Source organism: Diaphorobacter limosus, from assembly GCF_033100095.1.
Classification (GTDB): Bacteria; Pseudomonadota; Gammaproteobacteria; order Burkholderiales; family Burkholderiaceae_C; genus Alicycliphilus; species Alicycliphilus limosus.
The window spans coordinates 1,047,831-1,065,649 of the sequence record NZ_CP136921.1 but is presented as its reverse complement, the minus strand read 5'-3'; the positions used below and the strand labels follow the sequence as shown (position 1 = coordinate 1,065,649).

At 66.3% G+C, this 17,819-nt stretch carries 12 protein-coding genes; 5 read left to right on the top strand and 7 right to left on the bottom strand.

The window, feature by feature from the left end:
* Positions 1–57: 57 nt before the first annotated feature.
* Positions 58–1,023, bottom strand: a complete 966-nt coding sequence (locus tag P4826_RS05205) for an MBL fold metallo-hydrolase (RefSeq protein ID WP_317702845.1) — start codon at positions 1,021–1,023, stop codon at positions 58–60.
* Between the two features lie 106 nt (positions 1,024–1,129).
* Here P4826_RS05205 and P4826_RS05200 point away from each other — a divergent pair, with 106 nt between their 5' ends.
* The 4 genes from P4826_RS05200 to P4826_RS05185 all read left to right on the top strand — a co-directional run bounded on the left by P4826_RS05200 (position 1,130) and on the right by P4826_RS05185 (position 6,665).
* Positions 1,130–2,032: a LysR family transcriptional regulator gene (locus P4826_RS05200; RefSeq protein ID WP_317702844.1), complete on the top strand. Its 903-nt coding sequence runs from the start codon at positions 1,130–1,132 to the stop codon at positions 2,030–2,032.
* Between the two features lie 189 nt (positions 2,033–2,221).
* Entirely contained in the window at positions 2,222–3,889 is a 1,668-nt protein-coding gene (leuA, locus tag P4826_RS05195) for a 2-isopropylmalate synthase (RefSeq protein ID WP_317702843.1), read from the top strand.
* A gap of 30 nt (positions 3,890–3,919) precedes the next feature.
* On the top strand, positions 3,920–5,461 hold the full coding sequence (locus P4826_RS05190) for a 2-isopropylmalate synthase (RefSeq protein WP_317702842.1): 1,542 nt from the start codon (positions 3,920–3,922) through the stop codon (positions 5,459–5,461).
* A gap of 118 nt (positions 5,462–5,579) precedes the next feature.
* Positions 5,580–6,665, top strand: a complete 1,086-nt coding sequence (locus P4826_RS05185; protein ID WP_317702841.1) for a serine hydrolase — start codon at positions 5,580–5,582, stop codon at positions 6,663–6,665.
* 48 nt (positions 6,666–6,713) lie between these two features.
* Here P4826_RS05185 and P4826_RS05180 read toward each other — a convergent pair whose 3' ends face one another.
* The 6 genes from P4826_RS05180 to P4826_RS05155 form a co-directional block, all read right to left on the bottom strand.
* Positions 6,714–7,517, bottom strand: a complete 804-nt coding sequence (locus P4826_RS05180) for an IclR family transcriptional regulator (RefSeq protein WP_317702840.1) — start codon at positions 7,515–7,517, stop codon at positions 6,714–6,716.
* 123 nt (positions 7,518–7,640) lie between these two features.
* Positions 7,641–9,161, bottom strand: a complete 1,521-nt coding sequence (gene putP / locus P4826_RS05175) for a sodium/proline symporter PutP (RefSeq protein WP_317702839.1) — start codon at positions 9,159–9,161, stop codon at positions 7,641–7,643.
* A gap of 149 nt (positions 9,162–9,310) precedes the next feature.
* Positions 9,311–13,306 carry a trifunctional transcriptional regulator/proline dehydrogenase/L-glutamate gamma-semialdehyde dehydrogenase gene (putA, locus tag P4826_RS05170; RefSeq protein ID WP_317702838.1) on the bottom strand — a complete coding sequence of 1,332 codons (3,996 nt, stop codon included), beginning with the start codon at positions 13,304–13,306 and terminating at the stop codon, positions 9,311–9,313.
* A 129-nt stretch (positions 13,307–13,435) separates the two neighbouring features.
* Positions 13,436–14,521, bottom strand: coding sequence for a phosphotransferase (locus tag P4826_RS05165; RefSeq protein WP_317702837.1), 1,086 nt, complete (start codon positions 14,519–14,521; stop codon positions 13,436–13,438).
* A 30-nt stretch (positions 14,522–14,551) separates the two neighbouring features.
* Entirely contained in the window at positions 14,552–15,271 is a 720-nt protein-coding gene (locus P4826_RS05160; protein WP_317702836.1) for a Crp/Fnr family transcriptional regulator, read from the bottom strand.
* Positions 15,272–15,464: 193 nt separating this feature from the next.
* On the bottom strand, positions 15,465–15,629 hold the full coding sequence (locus P4826_RS05155; RefSeq protein ID WP_317702835.1) for a hypothetical protein: 165 nt from the start codon (positions 15,627–15,629) through the stop codon (positions 15,465–15,467).
* 180 nt (positions 15,630–15,809) lie between these two features.
* Here P4826_RS05155 and P4826_RS05150 point away from each other — a divergent pair, with 180 nt between their 5' ends.
* Complete coding sequence (locus P4826_RS05150; RefSeq protein WP_317702834.1) at positions 15,810–17,813, top strand: type IV pilus assembly protein FimV; 2,004 nt, start codon at positions 15,810–15,812, stop codon at positions 17,811–17,813.
* Positions 17,814–17,819 lie beyond the last annotated feature (6 nt).

The following is a 17,819-nucleotide window of genomic DNA, read 5'->3' as shown; positions in this document are numbered from 1 at the left end:
ATGGTGAAATATGGCTCTAGCGCTTATCTGGTAAGCGCTGACAGCTATTGTTTTTATTTAGGCTTGTTGCAGCGCATGCCACATCTGCTGGTCGCGCTCGGCCGTCCAGATGCGCGGGTCGCGGATGCCGCTGGCCTCGTCGTGCGCTCGCGTCACGTCAAACGGCAGGCAGTGCTCGTAGATGAAGACATGGCCAAACTTCGGGTCCATGGCCTGGCGCGTGTGCTTCATGGTGGCGTTCAAGTCCATCCCTTGGGCGACGGCCTCTTGCGCACTCTTGTAGAGCGTGGAGACAAAGTCGCGGGTATAGGCCAGGCCCTTTTGCACGTCCGCTGGCGTCATCAGCGCCGGGCCGCGGCCGGGGATGAGCTTGTCGAACTTCATCGCCGCCAGGTTGTCCAGGGTTTGCGGCCAGTCGGCCAGGTAGGCATCGCCGGTGTAGCAGGCGGCGTCGGCCTCGACCAGGTCGCCCGAGAAGCAGATGTTCTGGCTGGGGATGTAGACGATGGCGTCGCCCTTGGTGTGGCCGCGGCCCACCTGCTTGATGCGCACCTCCAGCTCGCCCAGCCACAGGGCCATCTCGCCCTCGAAGGTCATGGTCGGCCAGGTCAGGCCGGGCACGCTCTCCACGGCCTGGAACAGGCGCGGGAAGCGGCCGATCTCGGAATCCATGTCCTGCTGGCCGCGCTCGACGATCAGGTCGTAGGTGTCGCGGCTGGCGATGATCTGCTCCAGGCCTTCCGTTTTGTAACCCGAGGCACCCAGCACGCGCACGGCGTGGTAATGCGTCAGCACCACGTACTTGATGGGCTTGTCGGTGATCTCGCGGACCTTGGCGATCACGCCCTGCGCGGCCACCGGGGTGGCGGTGGCGTCGATGATCATGCAGCCGTCATCGCCGATGATGACGCCGGTGTTCGGGTCGCCCTCGGCCGTGTAGGCGTAGGCGTTGTCGCTGAGTTTTTCCCAGCTGATCTTCTTTTCTTCCAGATCGGCCTGGGAGGCAAATTTTTTGTCGGTCATGGCGTTGGCTCCTGAGTTATGTGGTAAGGGTGCGATGGGGTGTATTTGAGGCCGGATTGATTTATTATTCAAACGGTATTTATTGATCTATTTATCGGATTGACTCATGAATGTGACGCTGCGCCAGTTGCGCGCCTTCGTGGCCGTGGCCGATACCGGCAGCTTCACGCTGGCGGCAGAGCGCTTGTTCATCACCCAGTCGGCGCTCAGCGGCCTGATCAAGGAGCTGGAATCGACCCTGGGCCTGCGCCTGTTCGACCGCAGCACGCGCCGCCTGCGCCTGTCAGACACCGGGCGCGAGCTGTACCCGCAGATCGAGAAAATCCTGCACGACCTGGACGGCGTGGTCAGCGAGGTCGGCAACCTCAAGGATTTGCAGCGCGGCACGGTGCGCGTCGCCGTGCCGCAGCTGCTGGCCTGCACGCTGCTGCCCGAGCTGATGGCGGGCTTTCGCGCCCAGTACCCGGGCGTGAGCCTGCGCCTGGTCGATTGCGCGGTCGAGAGCGTGATGGCGCGCGTGTTCTCCGGCGAGGTGGACATCGGCATAGGCCCGGAGCGCGAGGCCAATTCAGACATCGCCGCTGAGCAGCTGTTCAGCCTGCCCTTCATGGCCGTGATGCCGCCCACCCATGCCCTGGCGCGGCGCAAGAAGCTGCTGTGGCCAGACCTGTCCGGCCAGTCGCTGATCACGCTGCAGGGCCAGTTCACCGAGCTGCTGGTGAGCGACGTGGGCGAGGCCGCGCGCGACATGCACAAGGAGGCCTTCATGCAGGTGACCTATATGACCACGGCGCTGGCGCTGGCGCGTGCGGGCCTGGGTATCACGCTGTGCATGCCCTATGCGCGCACGCTGGTCGAGCAGTTCGGCCTGGTCATGCGCCCGGTGGGCGACCCGGTGGTGGAGCGCAGCTTCTGGGTCTTCACGCGCCGGGGCAGGGCGCTGTCGCCGGCGGCGCAGGAATTCCGCACATTTCTGGAGGATCAATTGCAGTCCTCGCGTTTGTGCTAGAGTCTGTCGCTATGCATTTCCTGTCGCTAGCACTACTACAGAACTTGTCCCACGGGCAGGCATAGAGTAGCGCGCGCGTACACACACTACTTCCACGGCCCGTGAGCACCAGCGACGGGCCGTTTTTGTTTGTGCAAGTCGCTGGAACCGGGTTTCATCTTTTCCTGTTCCATGAAAGCGAGTCCGTCCATGTTGCACAACCCCGCCAGCAAATACCGCCCCTTCGCGCCCGTGCGCCTGGCCGATCGCCGCTGGCCCGACGCGGTGATCACCCAGGCCCCCATCTGGTGCAGCGTGGATTTGCGCGACGGCAATCAGGCGCTGATCGAGCCCATGGACATTGCGCGCAAGATGCGCATGTTCGAGCAGCTGGTGAAGATCGGCTTCAAGGAGATCGAGGTCGGATTTCCCTCCGCCTCGCAGGTCGAGTTTGACTTCGTGCGCAAGCTCATCGAGGAAGACCGCATTCCCGACGACGTCACCATCCAGGTGCTGACCCAGGCGCGCGAACCGCTGATCCGCCGCACGTTTGAGGCGCTTGCCGGGGCGCCGCGCGCCATCGTGCACCTGTACAACGCCACCGCGCCGGTGATGCGCCGCGTGGTGCTGGGCATGAGCGAGGACGAGATCGTGGAGCTGGCCGTGAGCCACGCGCAGATGTTCCAGGACTTGGCCGCACGCCAGCCGGCGACCGACTGGACCTTCGAGTATTCGCCCGAGATGTATTCGGACACCGAGCTGGCATTTTCCAAGCGCGTGATCGATGCGGTGACCGCGGTCTGGCAGCCCACGCCCGAGAAGAAATGCATCATCAACCTGCCCACCACGGTCGAGCATTCCACGCCCAACATCTTTGCCGACATGGTGGAGTGGACGCACCGCCACATCGCGCGCCGTGACAGCGTGGTGCTGTCGGTGCACCCGCACAATGACCGCGGCACCGGCACGGCCACGGCCGAACTGGCGCTGATGGCGGGCGCCGACCGGCTGGAGGGCTGCTTGTTCGGCAACGGCGAGCGCACCGGTAACCTTGACGTAGTAAACGTGGCCCTCAACATGTACACCCAGGGCGTGCACCCGGGGCTGGATTTTTCCGACATCGACGCCATCCGCAGCACGGTGGAATACTGCAACCAGTTGCCCGTGCATCCGCGCCACCCCTATGTTGGCGACCTGGTCTACACCTCGTTCTCGGGCTCGCACCAGGACGCGATCAAGAAGGCCTTTGCCGAGCGCAAGGAAGGCGACATCTGGGACATGCCCTATCTGCCCATCGACCCCAAGGACCTGGGCCGCAGCTACGAGGCCGTGATCCGCGTCAACAGCCAGTCGGGCAAGGGCGGCATCGCCTACCTGCTGGAGAGCGAATACGGCCTGCAGTTGCCGCGCCGCTTGCAGATCGAATTCAGCGCCGCCGTGCAGCGCGAAATGGACGCCAGCGGCAAGGAGCTGACCGCGGCCGATCTGTGGGCGCTGTTCCAGAGCGAATATCAGATCCAAGCCGTGGCCGCGCCCGCCTATCGCATGCAGGACGATGGCGGCCGCATGCAGCTGGCGGCCACGGTGCAGTGGCAGGGCGACATCTTGGACTTGGAAGGCGAGGGCACAGGACCCATCGATGCCTTCGTGCAGGCCCTTTCGACGGCGCTCGATCGCCAGCTGCGGGTGCTCGATTACACAGAGCACGCCATAGGCGAGGGCGCCAACGCCCAGGCCGTGGCCTATGTGGAGATGCGCATCGACGAGCGCCAAACGGTGTACGGCGTGGGCATGGACGCCAACATCGTCTCCGCCTCCATGCGCGCCATCCTCAGCGGTCTGCAGCGTGCACCGCAGATGCAGGTGGTAGCCGCTTAATATCGAATATTCACCACGACAGAGGCAGCCATGAGCAGCGACAAACTCATCATCTTCGACACCACCTTGCGCGACGGCGAGCAGTCGCCCGGCGCCAGCATGACGCGCGACGAGAAGCTGCGCATCGCGCGCCAGCTCGAACGCCTGAAGGTGGACGTGATCGAGGCCGGCTTTGCCGCCAGCAGCAATGGCGACTTCGAGTGCGTGCAGGCGATTGCGCGTGCCATCAAGGACTCGACCATCTGCTCGCTCTCGCGCGCCAACGACCGCGACATCGCGCGCGCCGCCGAGGCGCTCAGGGACGCCGAGCGCGGCCGCATCCACACCTTCATCGCCACCAGCCCGCTGCACATGGAGAAAAAGCTGCGCATGACGCCCGAGGAGGTGCTGGAGCAGTCGAAGCTGGCGGTGCGCTTTGCGCGCAACCTGATGGGCGACATCGAGTTCAGCGCCGAGGACGGCTACCGCAGCGAGATCGACTTCCTGGCGCGCGTGTGCGAGGCGGTGATCAACGACGGCGCGACCACCATCAACATCCCCGACACCGTGGGCTATGCCATTCCCGAGCTGTACGGCAACTTCATCAAGACGCTGCGCGAGAAGGTGCCCAACAGCGACAAGGCCATCTGGAGCGTGCATTGCCACAACGACCTGGGCATGGCCGTGGCCAACAGCCTGGCGGGCGTGAAGATCGGCGGCGCGCGCCAGGTCGAATGCACCATCAACGGCCTGGGTGAGCGCGCGGGCAATTGCTCGCTCGAGGAAATCGTCATGGCCGTGAAGACGCGCCGCGACTACTTTGGCCTGGACGTGGGCATAGACACCTCGCAGATCGTGCCGGCCAGCCGGATGGTCAGCACCACCACCGGCTTCGTGGTGCAGCCCAACAAGGCGGTGGTGGGGGCGAATGCCTTTGCCCACGCCAGCGGCATCCACCAGGACGGCGTGCTCAAGGCGCGCGACACCTACGAGATCATGCGCGCCGAGGACGTGGGCTGGAGCGCCAACAAGATCGTGCTGGGCAAGCTGTCCGGGCGCACGGCGTTCAAGCAGCGGCTACAGGAGCTGGGCGTGGTGCTCGAATCCGAGGGCGAGATCATGGCGGCCTTCGCCAAGTTCAAGGATCTGGCCGACCGCAAGAGCGAGATCTTTGATGAGGACATCCTGGCCCTGGTCGGCGACGAAAGCGTGACGGCGGAGAAAGAGCAATACGGTTTCATCTCCCTGGCCCAGCGCAGCGAGACCGGCGAGATGCCGCATGCCGAGATCGTCTTCACCATCGATGGCCGCGAGGTGCGTGGCACATCGGACGGCAACGGCCCGGTCGATGCCTCGCTCAAGGCCATCGAGAGCCAGGTGAAAAGTGGCGCGGAAATGGTGCTGTATTCGGTGACGGCGATCAGCGGCAACACCGAAAGCCAGGGCGAGGTCACGGTGCGCCTGCAGAACACCGGTCGCATCGTCAATGGCGTGGGCGCGGATCCGGACATCGTCGTGGCCTCGGCCAAGGCCTACCTGAGTGCCCTGAACAAGCTGCAAAGCAAAGCCGAGCGTGTGGCAGCCCAGGGTTAAAGCCTGGTTACCCATATAATTCAGGTTCTTTTTAAAAGAGTCGCGCAAGATATTGATCTTGCGCGGCTTTTTTTGATTCTGTACACTGGTGTACAGTTTCTTACGTTCGGAGCCTCTGATGCACGCCCGTTTTCGCATCGCAACCCGTTTTTCCCAAGTTCTGGCCATTGCAGCCCTGGGCCTGTCCCTGGCATTTCCCGGTGCGCAGGCCGCCGAACGCAAACCCGCTGCCTCCAAGAAACAGTCGCAGGTGGTGGCCAAGCGTGCGGCCGTGAAATCGAGCGCCAAGGCGCAGCGCAAGGCCGGTTCGGTCAAGTCCACGCGCATGGCAGCGCGTAGCGCCAAGGCGCCGGTGCGCATGGCGGCCGAGCCCGCACGCCTGTCCTTTGGTCAGCTGGCGGGACTGCATTCGGTCAGTGACCCGCTGGATCTGAAGTCCAGCGTGGCGCTGGTGATCGATCAGGACACCAAGGAGGTGTTGCTGAGCAAGAACGACCATGCGGTGCTGCCGATTGCCTCGCTGACCAAGCTGATGACCGGCCTGCTCGTTTCCGAGGCGCGCCTGCCCATGGACGAGCCCATCACCATCACGCAGGACGATGTGGACACCGAAAAGGGCAGCGGGTCGCGCCTGACCGTGGGCACCACGCTGTCGCGCGGAGAACTGTTGCACCTGGCCTTGATGTCCAGCGAGAACCGCGCCGCGCACGCGCTGGGGCGCACCTATCCCGGCGGCCTGACGGCCTTCGTGCAGCGCATGAATGCCAAGGCCCGGCTGCTGGGCATGACGGAATCGCGCTTTGTCGAGCCCACCGGCCTGTCCAGCAGCAACCAGTCCAGCGCCCATGACCTGGCCACGCTGGTCAACGTGGCACATGGCGACTCACTGCTGCGCGAGCTGTCCACCTCCCCGGGGCACGAGGTCACCGTGGGTAGCCGCGTGCTGCAATACAACAATACCAACCGCCTGGTGAAGAGCCCGACCTGGGACATCGGTCTGCAGAAGACCGGCTACATCTCCGAGGCCGGTCGCTGCCTGGTGATGCAGGCCGAGGTGGCGGGGCGCAAGCTGATCATGGTGTTCCTGGATTCGGCGGGCAAGTTCAGCCGCCTGGGCGATGCCGAGCGGGTGCGCTCCTGGGTCGAGAAGATGCACCCCGGCAGCAGCATCAGCCTGGGCGCGGCTGCCACGCCGCGTAGCTGACCGAGCTGCGGCGCCACCTGGAAAAACGGTGGCGCTCAGGCTCAGTCCTCACACCCCCTGGAGCACGGTGCGCTGACCCGTGCTGTAGCCCAGCGCCAGCGAGATCTCCTGTGCCGCGGCCTGCAGCTTCGGCACCCAGCCGTCGTCCAGGCGATCGGCTGGTGCCGAGATCGACAAGCCGGCCACCAGCTGCCCCTGGTCGTCGAACACACCGGCGGCCATGCAGCGCACGCCCAGCTCCAGCTCCTCGTTGTCGCGCGCAATGCCGTACTGGCGCGCCTTGCTCAGTTCGCGCTCCAGCATTGGCAATTGGGTGATGCTGTTGCGCGTATGGCCGGGCAGGCCGGTGCGCGTGGCGTAGGCGCGCACGCGCTGCGTGTCTTCCGAGGCCAGAAACAGCTTGCCGGTGGAGGTCAGGTGCAGCGGTGCATGCCCGCCAATGGCGCGCACCACCTGCATGCCCGAGCGCTCGCTGTAGGCGCGCTCGACATAGACGATCTCGTCGCCCTGGCGCACGCTCAGGTTCACCGGCTGCTGTATCAGCTTGTGCAAGTGGCGCATCGGGGCCATGGCGGCGTCGCGCACCGACAGGCGCGCCTTGACCAGGTTGCCCAGCTCCAGGAGGCGCATGCCCAGGCGGTAGCTGCCCGATTCGGGGCGATCCACGAAGCGGCCTATCGTCATGTCGTTGAGGATGCGGTGCGCCGTGGACGGGTGCAGGCCGGTGCGTTCGCTGATTTCCTTGAGCGAGACGGACTCCTCCCTGGACGCCAGCACATCGATCAACCGGAACATGCGCTCCAGCACCTGCACGCTGGGTTTGGGTTGGACATCCGTCGGGGTTTTCTTCATGACAATGAAAACGGTTGGTAACGGTTGCATTTTACGAGGTGAAACGCAAACCTGCAGGCTGCAAAGCAAAAGGCCCGGCCTGCTGCGCAGTACCGGGCCTGGTATCGGTCGGGTTTACCTATTTCATGCCGCGCTGACCCATCGGCCTTGGCTGATCTGGGCAAATTCACGCTCCACCGTAGCATGGGCCTGGCGCATGCTCTTTGATGGCTCGGCACTCAGCAGGCTTGCCACCACCACCGACACCCAGCCCAGGATGAAGCCGGGCACGATTTCGTACAGGCCCCACAGCGCGAACTGCTTCCACACCAGCACCGTGACGGCGCCGACGATGATGCCGGCGAGCGCGCCGCCGCGCGTCATGCGGCCCCAGAACAGCGACAGGATGATGACCGGGCCAAACGCCGCGCCAAAGCCGGCCCAGGCGTAGCTGACCATGCCCAGCACCTTGGCCTCGGGGTTGCTGGCGATGGCAATCGCAATCAGCGCGACCACCAGCACCATGATGCGGCCGACCCAGACCAGCTCGGTCTGGCTGGCGTTCTTGCGCAGGAAGACGCGGTAGATGTCCTCGGTCAAGGCGCTCGAGCACACCAGCAGCTGGCACGACAGCGTGCTCATCACCGCAGCCAAAATGGCGGCCAGCAGGGCGCCGGCGATCCAGGGGTTGAACAGCTGCTTGGAGACTTCCATGAACACCGTCTCGGCGTTGGCGTTCACGGCCGCCGCGCCACTCGTGTGCGCGGCAAAGAAGGGGATGCCGACAAAGCCCACGGCCACGGCGCCCATCAGGCACAGAATCATCCAGGTCATGCTGATGCGGCGCGCGGCAGGAATGGTCTGCACCGACGACGCGGCCATGAAGCGCACCAGGATGTGCGGCTGGCCGAAGTAGCCCAGGCCCCAGGCCAGCAGCGAGACGATACCGACGAAGCTTGCGCCCTTGAACAGGTCGAACTTCTCGGCGCTGACGATGGCGCTCCAGTCTTGGCCGGGCTGCAGCTGGCCTGCGACGGCCAGATAGGCCATGACCGGCGCCAGGATCAGCGCGGTAATCATCATCGAGGCCTGGATGGTGTCGGTCCAGCTGACGGCCAGAAAGCCGCCGATCAGCACATAGGCAATGGTGCAGGCCGCGCCGACCCACAGGGCGGTTGCGTAGGGCATGCCGAACATGTTTTCGAACAGGCGCGCACCGGCGACCACGCCCGAGGCGCAGTACAGCGTGAAGAACACCAGAATCACCAGGGCGGTGACGATGCGCAGCAGGTTGCCCTTGTCTTCAAAGCGGTTGGCCAGGTAGTCGGGCAGGGTCAGCGCGTTGCCGGCGCGCTCGGTGTACAGGCGCAGGCGCGCCGCCACCAGGCGCCAGTTGAGGTAGGCGCCTGCCACCAGGCCGATGGCAATCCACGACTCCGACAGGCCCGACAGATAGACCGCACCGGGCAGGCCCATGAGCAGCCAGCCGCTCATGTCGGACGCGCCGGCCGACAGCGCCGTGACAAAGCTGCCCAGGCTGCGCCCGCCCAGGATGTAGTCCGACAGGTTCTTGGTGCCCAGGTAGCCCAGGGCGCCAATGCCCAGCATGGCGACCAGGTAGACGGCGAACATGATCGCCGTCGGGTCGTTCCAGTTGTATTGCATGATTTACTCTCGTTTTGATAGCTACAAACGCTTTATTTAAAAGAGATGCAGCCTATTTAATTGCTTGACGGCATGTTTCAGATACGGCTGCCGGCCCTCACCCCCACCCTCTCCCAGAGGGAGAGGGGGTCAAACCGGCGCAACGCGCATCAGGCCATGGTCATGAGCTGGGCGTTGCCGCCCGCCGCCGCGGTGTTGGTGCTGATCGACTGCTCGTGCACCAGCGCGGCCAGGTCGTAGCTGCGGCCGGTGGCCAGCTCGTCGCTGGAGCGGCTTTCAACACGCACGATGGCGCCGTCACGCGCGGCCACGCGCGCCGCCACCTGCAGCAGCGCGTCGCCGTCGCCCTCGAACAGCAGCGCCGCCATGGGCGTGGCCGCGTCGTCCAGGCTGGCTGCCTCGGCGCTGTGCAGCCAGGCCGTGCCCTCGGCGCCAGCGCTTTGGCGCAGCGCCTGCCACAGCGCGGTGCAGCCGCTGTCCTGCTCGGGTAGCACCACATGGCAGGGGTTGCCGCTGGCCAGTGCCGCCACCACCTGGTGCACCAGGCCCAGGGTGCTGGCCGGCAGCGCCCAGACGGCGCCGCGCGGCAGCAGGCGGTAGCGGTTGGATTCACCCGTGGGGCCGGGCAGCAGCCAGCTGGCGCCCACGCGCGTGGCGGCCAGGGCGGCGTCGATCAGCGCGCGCAGCTGCGTGGCGCTGGCGCCTGGCAGGTTGGCCTGCGTCAGGCGTTCGAGCAGCGCCCGGCTGGCCGGTGCGGCCTCGGCCGTGGGCACGCTGGCCAGCGCGGCGTTGGGGTTGCCTTGCACCAGGCGGTGCAGGTACAACGGGCCGCCGGCCTTGGGGCCGGTGCCCGACAGGCCCATGCCGCCAAAGGGCTGCACGCCGACCACGGCGCCGATGACGTTGCGGTTCACATAGATGTTGCCGGCGTGCACGCGCTCGGTCAGGTGGGCGATGGTCTCGTCGATGCGGCTGTGCATGCCAAAAGTCAGGCCGTAGCCGGTGGCGTTGATGCCGTCGATCAGCTGGTCGAGCTGCTCACGTTGGAAGCGAATCACGTGCAGCACCGGGCCGAAGACCTCGCGCGTCAGGCGCGCCGGGCTGTCGATCTCGATGATGGCCGGGGCCACGAAGTGGCCGTTGAGCGCGGCGCCGTTGCCGCGCTGCACGCGCGTGACCTTCTGGCCGGCCGCCTGCATGCGCTCGATATGCGCCTCGATCTGGGCGCGCGCCTCGGCGTCGATCACCGGGCCAACGTCGGTCGACAGCTGGTCCGGGTTGCCCATGTTCCACTCCTGCAGGGCGTGGCGCAGCATGTGCAGGGTGCGCTCGGCCACGTCTTCCTGCAGGCACAGCACGCGCAGCGCCGAGCAGCGCTGGCCGGCCGAGTCAAACGCGCTGGCCAGCACGTCGCCCACCACCTGCTCGGCCAGGGCCGAGGAATCCACGATCATGGCGTTTTGCCCGCCGGTCTCGGCGATCAGCGGAATCGCCTGGCCGCTGGGCGACAGGCGCTTGGCCAGCTGGCGCGCGATGATGCGCGCCACCTCGGTCGAGCCGGTGAACATGACGCCGGCGACCTGCGGGTGCGCCACCAGGGCCGCGCCCACGCTCTCGCCGCGGCCGGGCACGAGCTGCAGCGCGTCCTGCGGCACGCCGGCCTCGTGCAGGATTTGCACCATGGCGGCGGCGGTGAGCGGCGTTTGCTCGGCCGGCTTGGCCAGCACGGTGTTGCCTGCGGCCAGGGCCGCGGCCACCTGGCCAGCAAAGATGGCCAGCGGAAAGTTCCATGGGCTGATGGCCAGCACCACGCCCAGCGGGCGCTGGCTGGCGTTGTCGAATTCGGCCGCCACCTGGGCGCCGTAGTAGCGCAGAAAGTCCACTGCCTCGCGGATTTCGGCCACGGCGTTGGGCAGGGTCTTGCCGGCCTCGCGCTGGATCAGGCCCATCAGCGGCTGGCTGCGCTGCTCCAGCAGGTCGGCGGCGCGGGCCAGCGCGTCGGCGCGGGCTGCCGGCGGTGTGCCAGCCCAGATCGGGCCGGCCAGCGCGGCGCGTGCGGCGGCGGTCTGCACCTCGTCGGCGCTGGCCTCGCGCACCCAGCCCACGGTGTCGCGCAGCTCGGCCGGGTTGGGCAGGGCCTGCCAGCCCGCGGTGCGCGCCGGGTCGGCCGGCAGCTCCACACCAGCGGGTGCGGCCAGATAGGTTTGGCGCGTGCTGTAGAGCAGGGCGGCGGCCAGTGACGCGAGCTGCTGCTCGTTGGCCAGGTTCACGCCCTGCGAGTTGGCGCGGGCCTGCGCGCCCAGGCCGGCGAACAGCGCTGTGGGCAGGGCAATGCGCGGGTGCGGCGCGCCCAGGCGGCCTTCCTGGCTGGCGATTTGCATGACTTCGACCACCGGGTCGACGACCAGCTCGGACACCGGCACGCTGGCGTCGCCAATGCGGTTGACGAACGAGGTGTTGGCGCCGTTCTCCAGCAGACGGCGCACCAGGTAGGCGAGCAGCGTCTCGTGGCTGCCCACCGGGGCGTAGATGCGGCAGGGCCGCGCCAGCTTGCCTTCCGACGCCGCGCCGGTGACCTGCGCGTACAGCGGCTCGCCCATGCCGTGCAGGCACTGGAATTCGTACTGGCCGCTGTAGTAGCTGCCGCCCACGCTGGCCGCCAGCTGGTAGATGGAGGACAGCGTCTGCGCGTTGTGCGTGGCGAACTGCGGGTAGATGGCGTCGGGGGCCTCCAGCAGCTTGCGTGCGCAGGCCAGGTAGCTCACGTCGGTGTAGACCTTGCGCGTGTAGACCGGGTAGCCGGCCTGGCCGTCCAGTTGGGCGCGCTTGATCTCGCTGTCCCAGTAGGCGCCCTTGACCAGGCGCACCATCAGGCGGCGGCGGCTGCGGCGGGCCAGGTCGATCAGATAGTCGATGACGTGCGGGCAGCGCTTTTGGTAGGCCTGCACGACAAAGCCGATGCCGCTCCAGCCCTTCAAGCTGGGCGCGGCGCACAGGGCTTCCATCAGGTCGAGCGAGATCTCCAGGCGATCGGCCTCCTCGGCGTCGATGTTCATGCCGATGTCGTACTTCTTGGCCAGCTCGGCCAGGTGCAGCACGCGCGGCAGCAGCTCGCCCATGACGCGGTCGTACTGCGCGCGCGAGTAGCGCGGGTGCAGGGCCGAGAGCTTGATCGAGATGCCCGGGCCTTCAAAAATGCCGCGCCCGGCGGACGCTGCGCCGATGGCGTGGATGGCCTGCTCGTAGTCGCGCAGGTAGCGCTGGGCGTCATGCTCAGTGGCCGCGGCCTCGCCCAGCATGTCGTAGCTGTAGCGAAAGCCTTGCTTTTCATAAGTGCGGCTATTGGCCAGCGCCTCGGCAATGTTCTGGCCGGTGACGAACTGCTCGCCCATCAGCTTCATGGCGCGGTGCACGCCCTGGCGGATCAGCGGCTCGCCGCCCTTGCCGATGACGCGCGTCAGCGCCGACGACAGGCTCTTCTCGCTGCTGGTACTGGTCAGCTTGCCGGTCAGCACCAGGCCCCAGGCGGCGGCGTTGACGAACAGCGAGGGCGAGCGGCCGACGTGCGACTTCCAGTCGCCGCGGCTGATCTTGTCGCGGATCAGCACGTCGCGCGTGGCCTTGTCGGGAATACGCAAGAGCGCCTCGGCCAGGCACATCAGCGCCACGCCTTCCTGGCTGGACAGCGAAAACTCCTGCACCAGCGCCGCCACGCCGCTGGCCACGGGCGCGTCGCGCAGGCCCTGCACCAGGCGCGTGGCCAGCTCGGTCACCTTGGCGGCCTGGGCCTCGTCCTGGGTGCGCGCCAGCGGCAGCAGCGCCGGCAGGCACTCGGTCTCGGGGCGGTGCCAGGCGGCGGTGATGGCGGCGCGCAGCGGCGTCTGCGGCAGGATGGACTGGGCAAATTCGAGGAAGGGTTGCACCTCGTGTTGCGCCTGGGGTTGCACTTCGTCCTTGCCATCGTCAGGCACGCCGTCGTCGGTGCCAAAGATGCGGATGGTGCTGGCGCCACGTTCCAGCGCATCGACATATTGCAGTACCGCCTGCTTGATCAGCCAGTGCGGGGTGCGGTTCAGATTCTGGGCGGCGTTGCGGATGCGCTCGCGCAGCAGGTCATCGACCTTGATGCCAACGGTAGTGCTCATGGGGAAGAAAAAGGTGCAACCAATGAAGTCTGCGAATATCGCAAAGGTTGCACCTCTGGCGGACTAGGGCAAACCCTGGGTAATGGTTTGCATCTGTATCACCGAGCCCATTGGCGGAGCTTCACTCTCTTATCGTTTCTGTGCGAACGTCCAGGCCAGTTCGGCCATGGGGCGGGCCGTGGCTCCGGCGGCCTTGGCCTGGGCGCTGGCGGCCGTGCCGGCTTCGACGCGCTTGGCGATGCCCTGCAGGATGGCGGCGATGCGGAACATGTTGTAGGCCAGGTAGAAGTTCCAGTCCGCGTGCAGCGCGTCCACATCCTGGATGCCGGTGCGCTGGCAATAGCGCCGGATGTAGTCCGCCTCTTGCGGTATGCCCAGGGCGGCTATGTCCAGCCCGCCGATGCCGCGTGACAGCGTGGCCGGGATATGCCAGCTCATGCAGTGGTAGGCAAAGTCGGCCAGCGGATGGCCCAGGGTGGACAGCTCCCAGTCGAGCACCGCGATGGCACGTGGCTCGGTGGGGTGGAACATGAGGTTGTCCAGCCGGTAGTCGCCATGCACGATGGAGACGCGGCTTTCATCGCGGGCGCTGGCGGGCATGTGCTCGGGCAGCCATTGCATGAGCCTGTCCATCTCGGCAATCGGCTCGGTGATGGAGGCCTGGTACTGCTTGCTCCAGCGGCCGATCTGGCGCTCGAAGTAGTTGCCCGGCTTGCCGTAGCCGCCCAGGCCGCGCGCGGCGTAGTCGACGCTGTGCAGCGCCGCGATGACGCGGTTCATCTCGTCGTAGATGGCGCCGCGCTCGAGCACGCTCATGCCCGGCAGGGATTGGTCCCAGAGCACGCGGCCGGCCATGAATTCCATGATGTAGAAGGCGCGCCCGATGATGGATTCGTCCTCGCACAGCGCCAGCATCTGCGGCACGGGCACGTCGCTGCCGGCCAGGCCGCGCATGACCGCATATTCACGCTCTATGGCGTGGGCCGAGGGCAGCAGCCTGGCCACCGGCCCGGGCTTGGAGCGCATGACGTAGCTGCGCGCGGGCGTGATCAGCTGGTAGGTGGGGTTGGACTGGCCGCCCTTGAACATCTCCACCCGCAGCGGGCCGGCAAAGCCCTGCACATGCTGCGACAGCCAGGCAGTCAGGGCCTCGGTGTCGAAGGCGTGTTGCTCGGAAACGGGGCGGGTGCCGACGAATTGCTCAAAATTGCTCATGGGGTCAGATACAGGGGTTGGAATGGGGGCTCATGGGCCAGATTCGGCGATGCGCATCAGTGCCTCGCGGTCGCGCACCACCAGGCCGCCGGCTTCGATGCGGATCGCATCCTCGCGCTCCATGGCCTTGAGCTCCTGGTTCACGCGCTGGCGCGATGCGCCCAGCAGTTGTGCCAGTTCTTCCTGGGCCAGCTGCAGGCCGATGCGGATTTCGTTGCCGTTCTCCAGGCTGGGCACGCCATAGCTGCGCACCAGGTGCAACAGCTGCTTGGCCAGGCGCGCGCGCAGGGGCAGGGTGTTCAGGTCTTCCACCAGACCGAACAGCTGGCGTATGCGGCGCGCGTGCAGGCGCAGCATGGCCTCGTAGAGTTCGGTGTGCTGGGCCAGGATCTTCTTGAAATCGGCGCGTGCCACATGCAGGACGGTGGTGTCGCCATGGGCATAGGCATCGTGCGTGCGCCGGTCGCCGTCGAACATCGCCACGTCGCCGAACCAGATGCCAGGCTCTACATAGGTCAGCGTGATCTGCTTGCCCGACAGCGAGGTGGAGCTGACGCGCACTGCGCCGCGCGCGCAGCCAATCCAGCCCTCGGGCGGTTCGCCGCGCGCGGCCATGAGCGCGCCGTCCTTGTAGCGTTTCACCGTGGCACATCGCAATATGTCGTGACGCAGGGAGGGGGAGAGGGTGGAAAACCAGCGACCGGAGTTGATCGCCTCGCGTTCCTCGATGGTAAGAATCGGCTCGTCCATGGTCTGTCTTGTGCGTGACTGGGATGCGAGCCATTGTCGCGTCGGGCACGGGCGCGGCAGTGCCGCGCTGTCACATGGGCGTCCCGGGGCCCGGGCCAGCGCACCAGTGGGCAGGCAAGACCATCAGAAAGCAGTCTGCATTTTGTGTATCAAAACCCTATCAACGCTTATAAACAAAGCGCAATAAGCTATGTTAATAATAGCGGTTTGACTGTGCAGCTTCAAACCCCAGCCGGCCCTGGCGCACAACCAGGGCGCGTACAAGGTTCTTCGTGCGCTCGACGATGGTCGCCAGCACCAGCTTGGAGCTGGCTTTGCTGTCAAAAAGATACACCCGGCTACTGGATTGGGTCGACATTTACGCGATTGCGCGCCCCATGGCCCCAGTGCCCACGATACCCATCGAAGCAAATGTCATATCCATGATCAAATTGTCTTTTGGGCATAAGAACCATATGGGTTTGTGTCAGAATCAATAAAACATTTAGAAACCATTGTGAATATGCGTAAGGTAATCGTTGGCGCCTGCTTATGCACCGTGGCCTCTGGCGTTGCCGCGTTGTCGCTGGGGCCAAGCCGCGGCGCAGTGGTGCTCGGTTCGCCCATTGATCTGATGTTTGAGGTACGGCCCGATGCGGGCAAGGATCTCGCATCGTCCTGTCTGTCTGCGCGCCTGGTTTCAGGCGCCAGCACTGTTTCAGATTCGCGCGTGCAAGTCACGCCGGTGCTGGGTGGCACCGTGCCCATGGTGCGTGTGCAAGCGCGCATCACCGCAGATGAGCCCGTCTTGACGGTGACACTTGCCGCCGGTTGCGAAGGGCGCGTGACGCGCAGCTATACGTTTCTGGCCGATCCGCCATCGGGCACCCCGGCCGTTGCCCAGCGCCCGCTGGATGTTGCCGGTTTTGGCGCCGCGGCGCGCGGCACCGATGGCTGGGGCCTGGCGGATGCCGATGCGGCGGCGACGCGTGCCGCCGCGCGCCAGCGCGTCCTGGCCGGGTTGGAGGGCGAGGGGGCGCTGGCCAGCGGCTCTGCGCGCCCGGCGCGTCCATCCAGCGCCAAGACCGCCGACAGGCCCGCCAGGCCGCGTGCGCTGGCGCCAGTGCCGGCCGCCCCGGCACGCCTGATCGTCGAGCCGCTGGATCTGTGGCTGGATACACCCCTGACCTTGCGCCTGGCGCGTGAAGAGCCGTTGCTGGTCTCGGCCCCCGACGAGGCCAGGCGTGCAGAATTTGCCGCCCTGTGGAAGGCGCTGAATACCTCGCCCGAGAACCTGCGGGAGTCCATGGCGCTTCTGGACAAGCTGCAGGGCGAGGCCGCAGCCCAGGTCAGGCAGGCCGAGGCCGAGAAGGCCGCCGCCGCCGAGCTGCGCCAACGCTTGGCACAGGTGGAGGAACAGAGTTTTTCCGCCACCTGGGTCTATGGGCTGGGTGGCCTGCTGGCACTGGCCGTGGGTTGCATCGGCTGGCTGCTGCGGCGCGCCAGGCGCCAGGAAACCCAGGCCTGGCAACATTCGGTGGCCCGCAGCGAGGCGCTGCAGCATGGCGCCGTGGCGGCCGAAGGGCCGAGCGGCCAGGACGACTGGCCACTGGAGCCCGATGCCGCCGACACCTGGCAACCCAGCTCCCTGCCTGAGGTAGATGAGCCCGATGTGCCTGTCGATGCCCCCGACACCATACCGGTGGGACCGTCGGCGGCGGCCACTGCACCTGCGGCGTTCGAGCCCACTATCCAGCCCGCCATGGCGCCCGCCACGCCGAAGGCGGCGCGCGCGCAGCAGATTCTCCCGCCTGATGCGGTATTCGACATCCAGCAACAGGCCGAGTTTTTCACCTCGATTGGCGAGCACGACCAGGCCATCGACGTGCTGCGCGCGCATATCGAGGAGCATGGCGACGCCATGCCCTGGGCCTATCTGGAATCGCTGCGCCTGTTCCACATGCTGGGGCGCACGGAGAGCTTCAATCGCCAGCGGCTGCAGTTCCAGGAGCGCTTCAACGTGCGGGTTCCGGGCTTTGGCCAGTTTCACCATGCGGGCCAGGCATTGGAGGACTACCCCGAGGCCCTGGCGGAAATCGAGGCACTGTGGTCATCGCCCGAGGTCATGGGCGTGCTCGACGGCCTGCTGTTCCGCCGCGGCGAGGGGGCTGACGACGAGCGTTTCGACCTGACCGCCTTCGATGACCTGCTGCTGCTGCTGGCCATTGCGCAGACCACGCCCGCGCATCTGCGCGGCGCGCCGGCGCCGCGTGCGCGCACCACGCCCAGGGCCAACAAGGTGAGCCTGCCGCCCGAGCGTTCGCTGGACTCGATCGCTGGAGACCTGTCGCTCATGCCTTCGGGCTACGATGTGCTGACCCCCGAGCCGGCGCCACGCCCCATGCTGGACGTGGACTTGTCGCAGACCTGCCAGCCGGATATCGCATTCGACGATCACCCCACTACCGCCGTCACCCGAATGCAGGGCGTGGGTTTCGGCATGGAGGACGACAAGCTCGAACTGCGTTTCGAGCTGGATCAGATGGACAAAAAGCGCTTCTGACCGCGC

Bases quoted from the DNA above. Each gene is read 5' to 3' on its own strand.
- putA (WP_317702838.1), bottom strand. From the start codon at position 13,306: ATGAGCACTACCGTTGGCATCAAGGTCGATGACCTGCTGCGCGAGCGC.
- P4826_RS05165 (WP_317702837.1), bottom strand. From the start codon at position 14,521: ATGAGCAATTTTGAGCAATTCGTCGGCACCCGCCCCGTTTCCGAGCAA.
- P4826_RS05155 (WP_317702835.1), bottom strand. From the start codon at position 15,629: ATGTCGACCCAATCCAGTAGCCGGGTGTATCTTTTTGACAGCAAAGCC.
- P4826_RS05190 (WP_317702842.1), top strand. From the start codon at position 3,920: ATGAGCAGCGACAAACTCATCATCTTCGACACCACCTTGCGCGACGGC.
- P4826_RS05205 (WP_317702845.1), bottom strand. From the start codon at position 1,023: ATGACCGACAAAAAATTTGCCTCCCAGGCCGATCTGGAAGAAAAGAAG.
- P4826_RS05185 (WP_317702841.1), top strand. From the start codon at position 5,580: ATGCACGCCCGTTTTCGCATCGCAACCCGTTTTTCCCAAGTTCTGGCC.
- putP (WP_317702839.1), bottom strand. From the start codon at position 9,161: ATGCAATACAACTGGAACGACCCGACGGCGATCATGTTCGCCGTCTAC.
- P4826_RS05180 (WP_317702840.1), bottom strand. From the start codon at position 7,517: ATGAAGAAAACCCCGACGGATGTCCAACCCAAACCCAGCGTGCAGGTG.
- P4826_RS05200 (WP_317702844.1), top strand. From the start codon at position 1,130: ATGAATGTGACGCTGCGCCAGTTGCGCGCCTTCGTGGCCGTGGCCGAT.
- P4826_RS05160 (WP_317702836.1), bottom strand. From the start codon at position 15,271: ATGGACGAGCCGATTCTTACCATCGAGGAACGCGAGGCGATCAACTCC.
- leuA (WP_317702843.1), top strand. From the start codon at position 2,222: ATGTTGCACAACCCCGCCAGCAAATACCGCCCCTTCGCGCCCGTGCGC.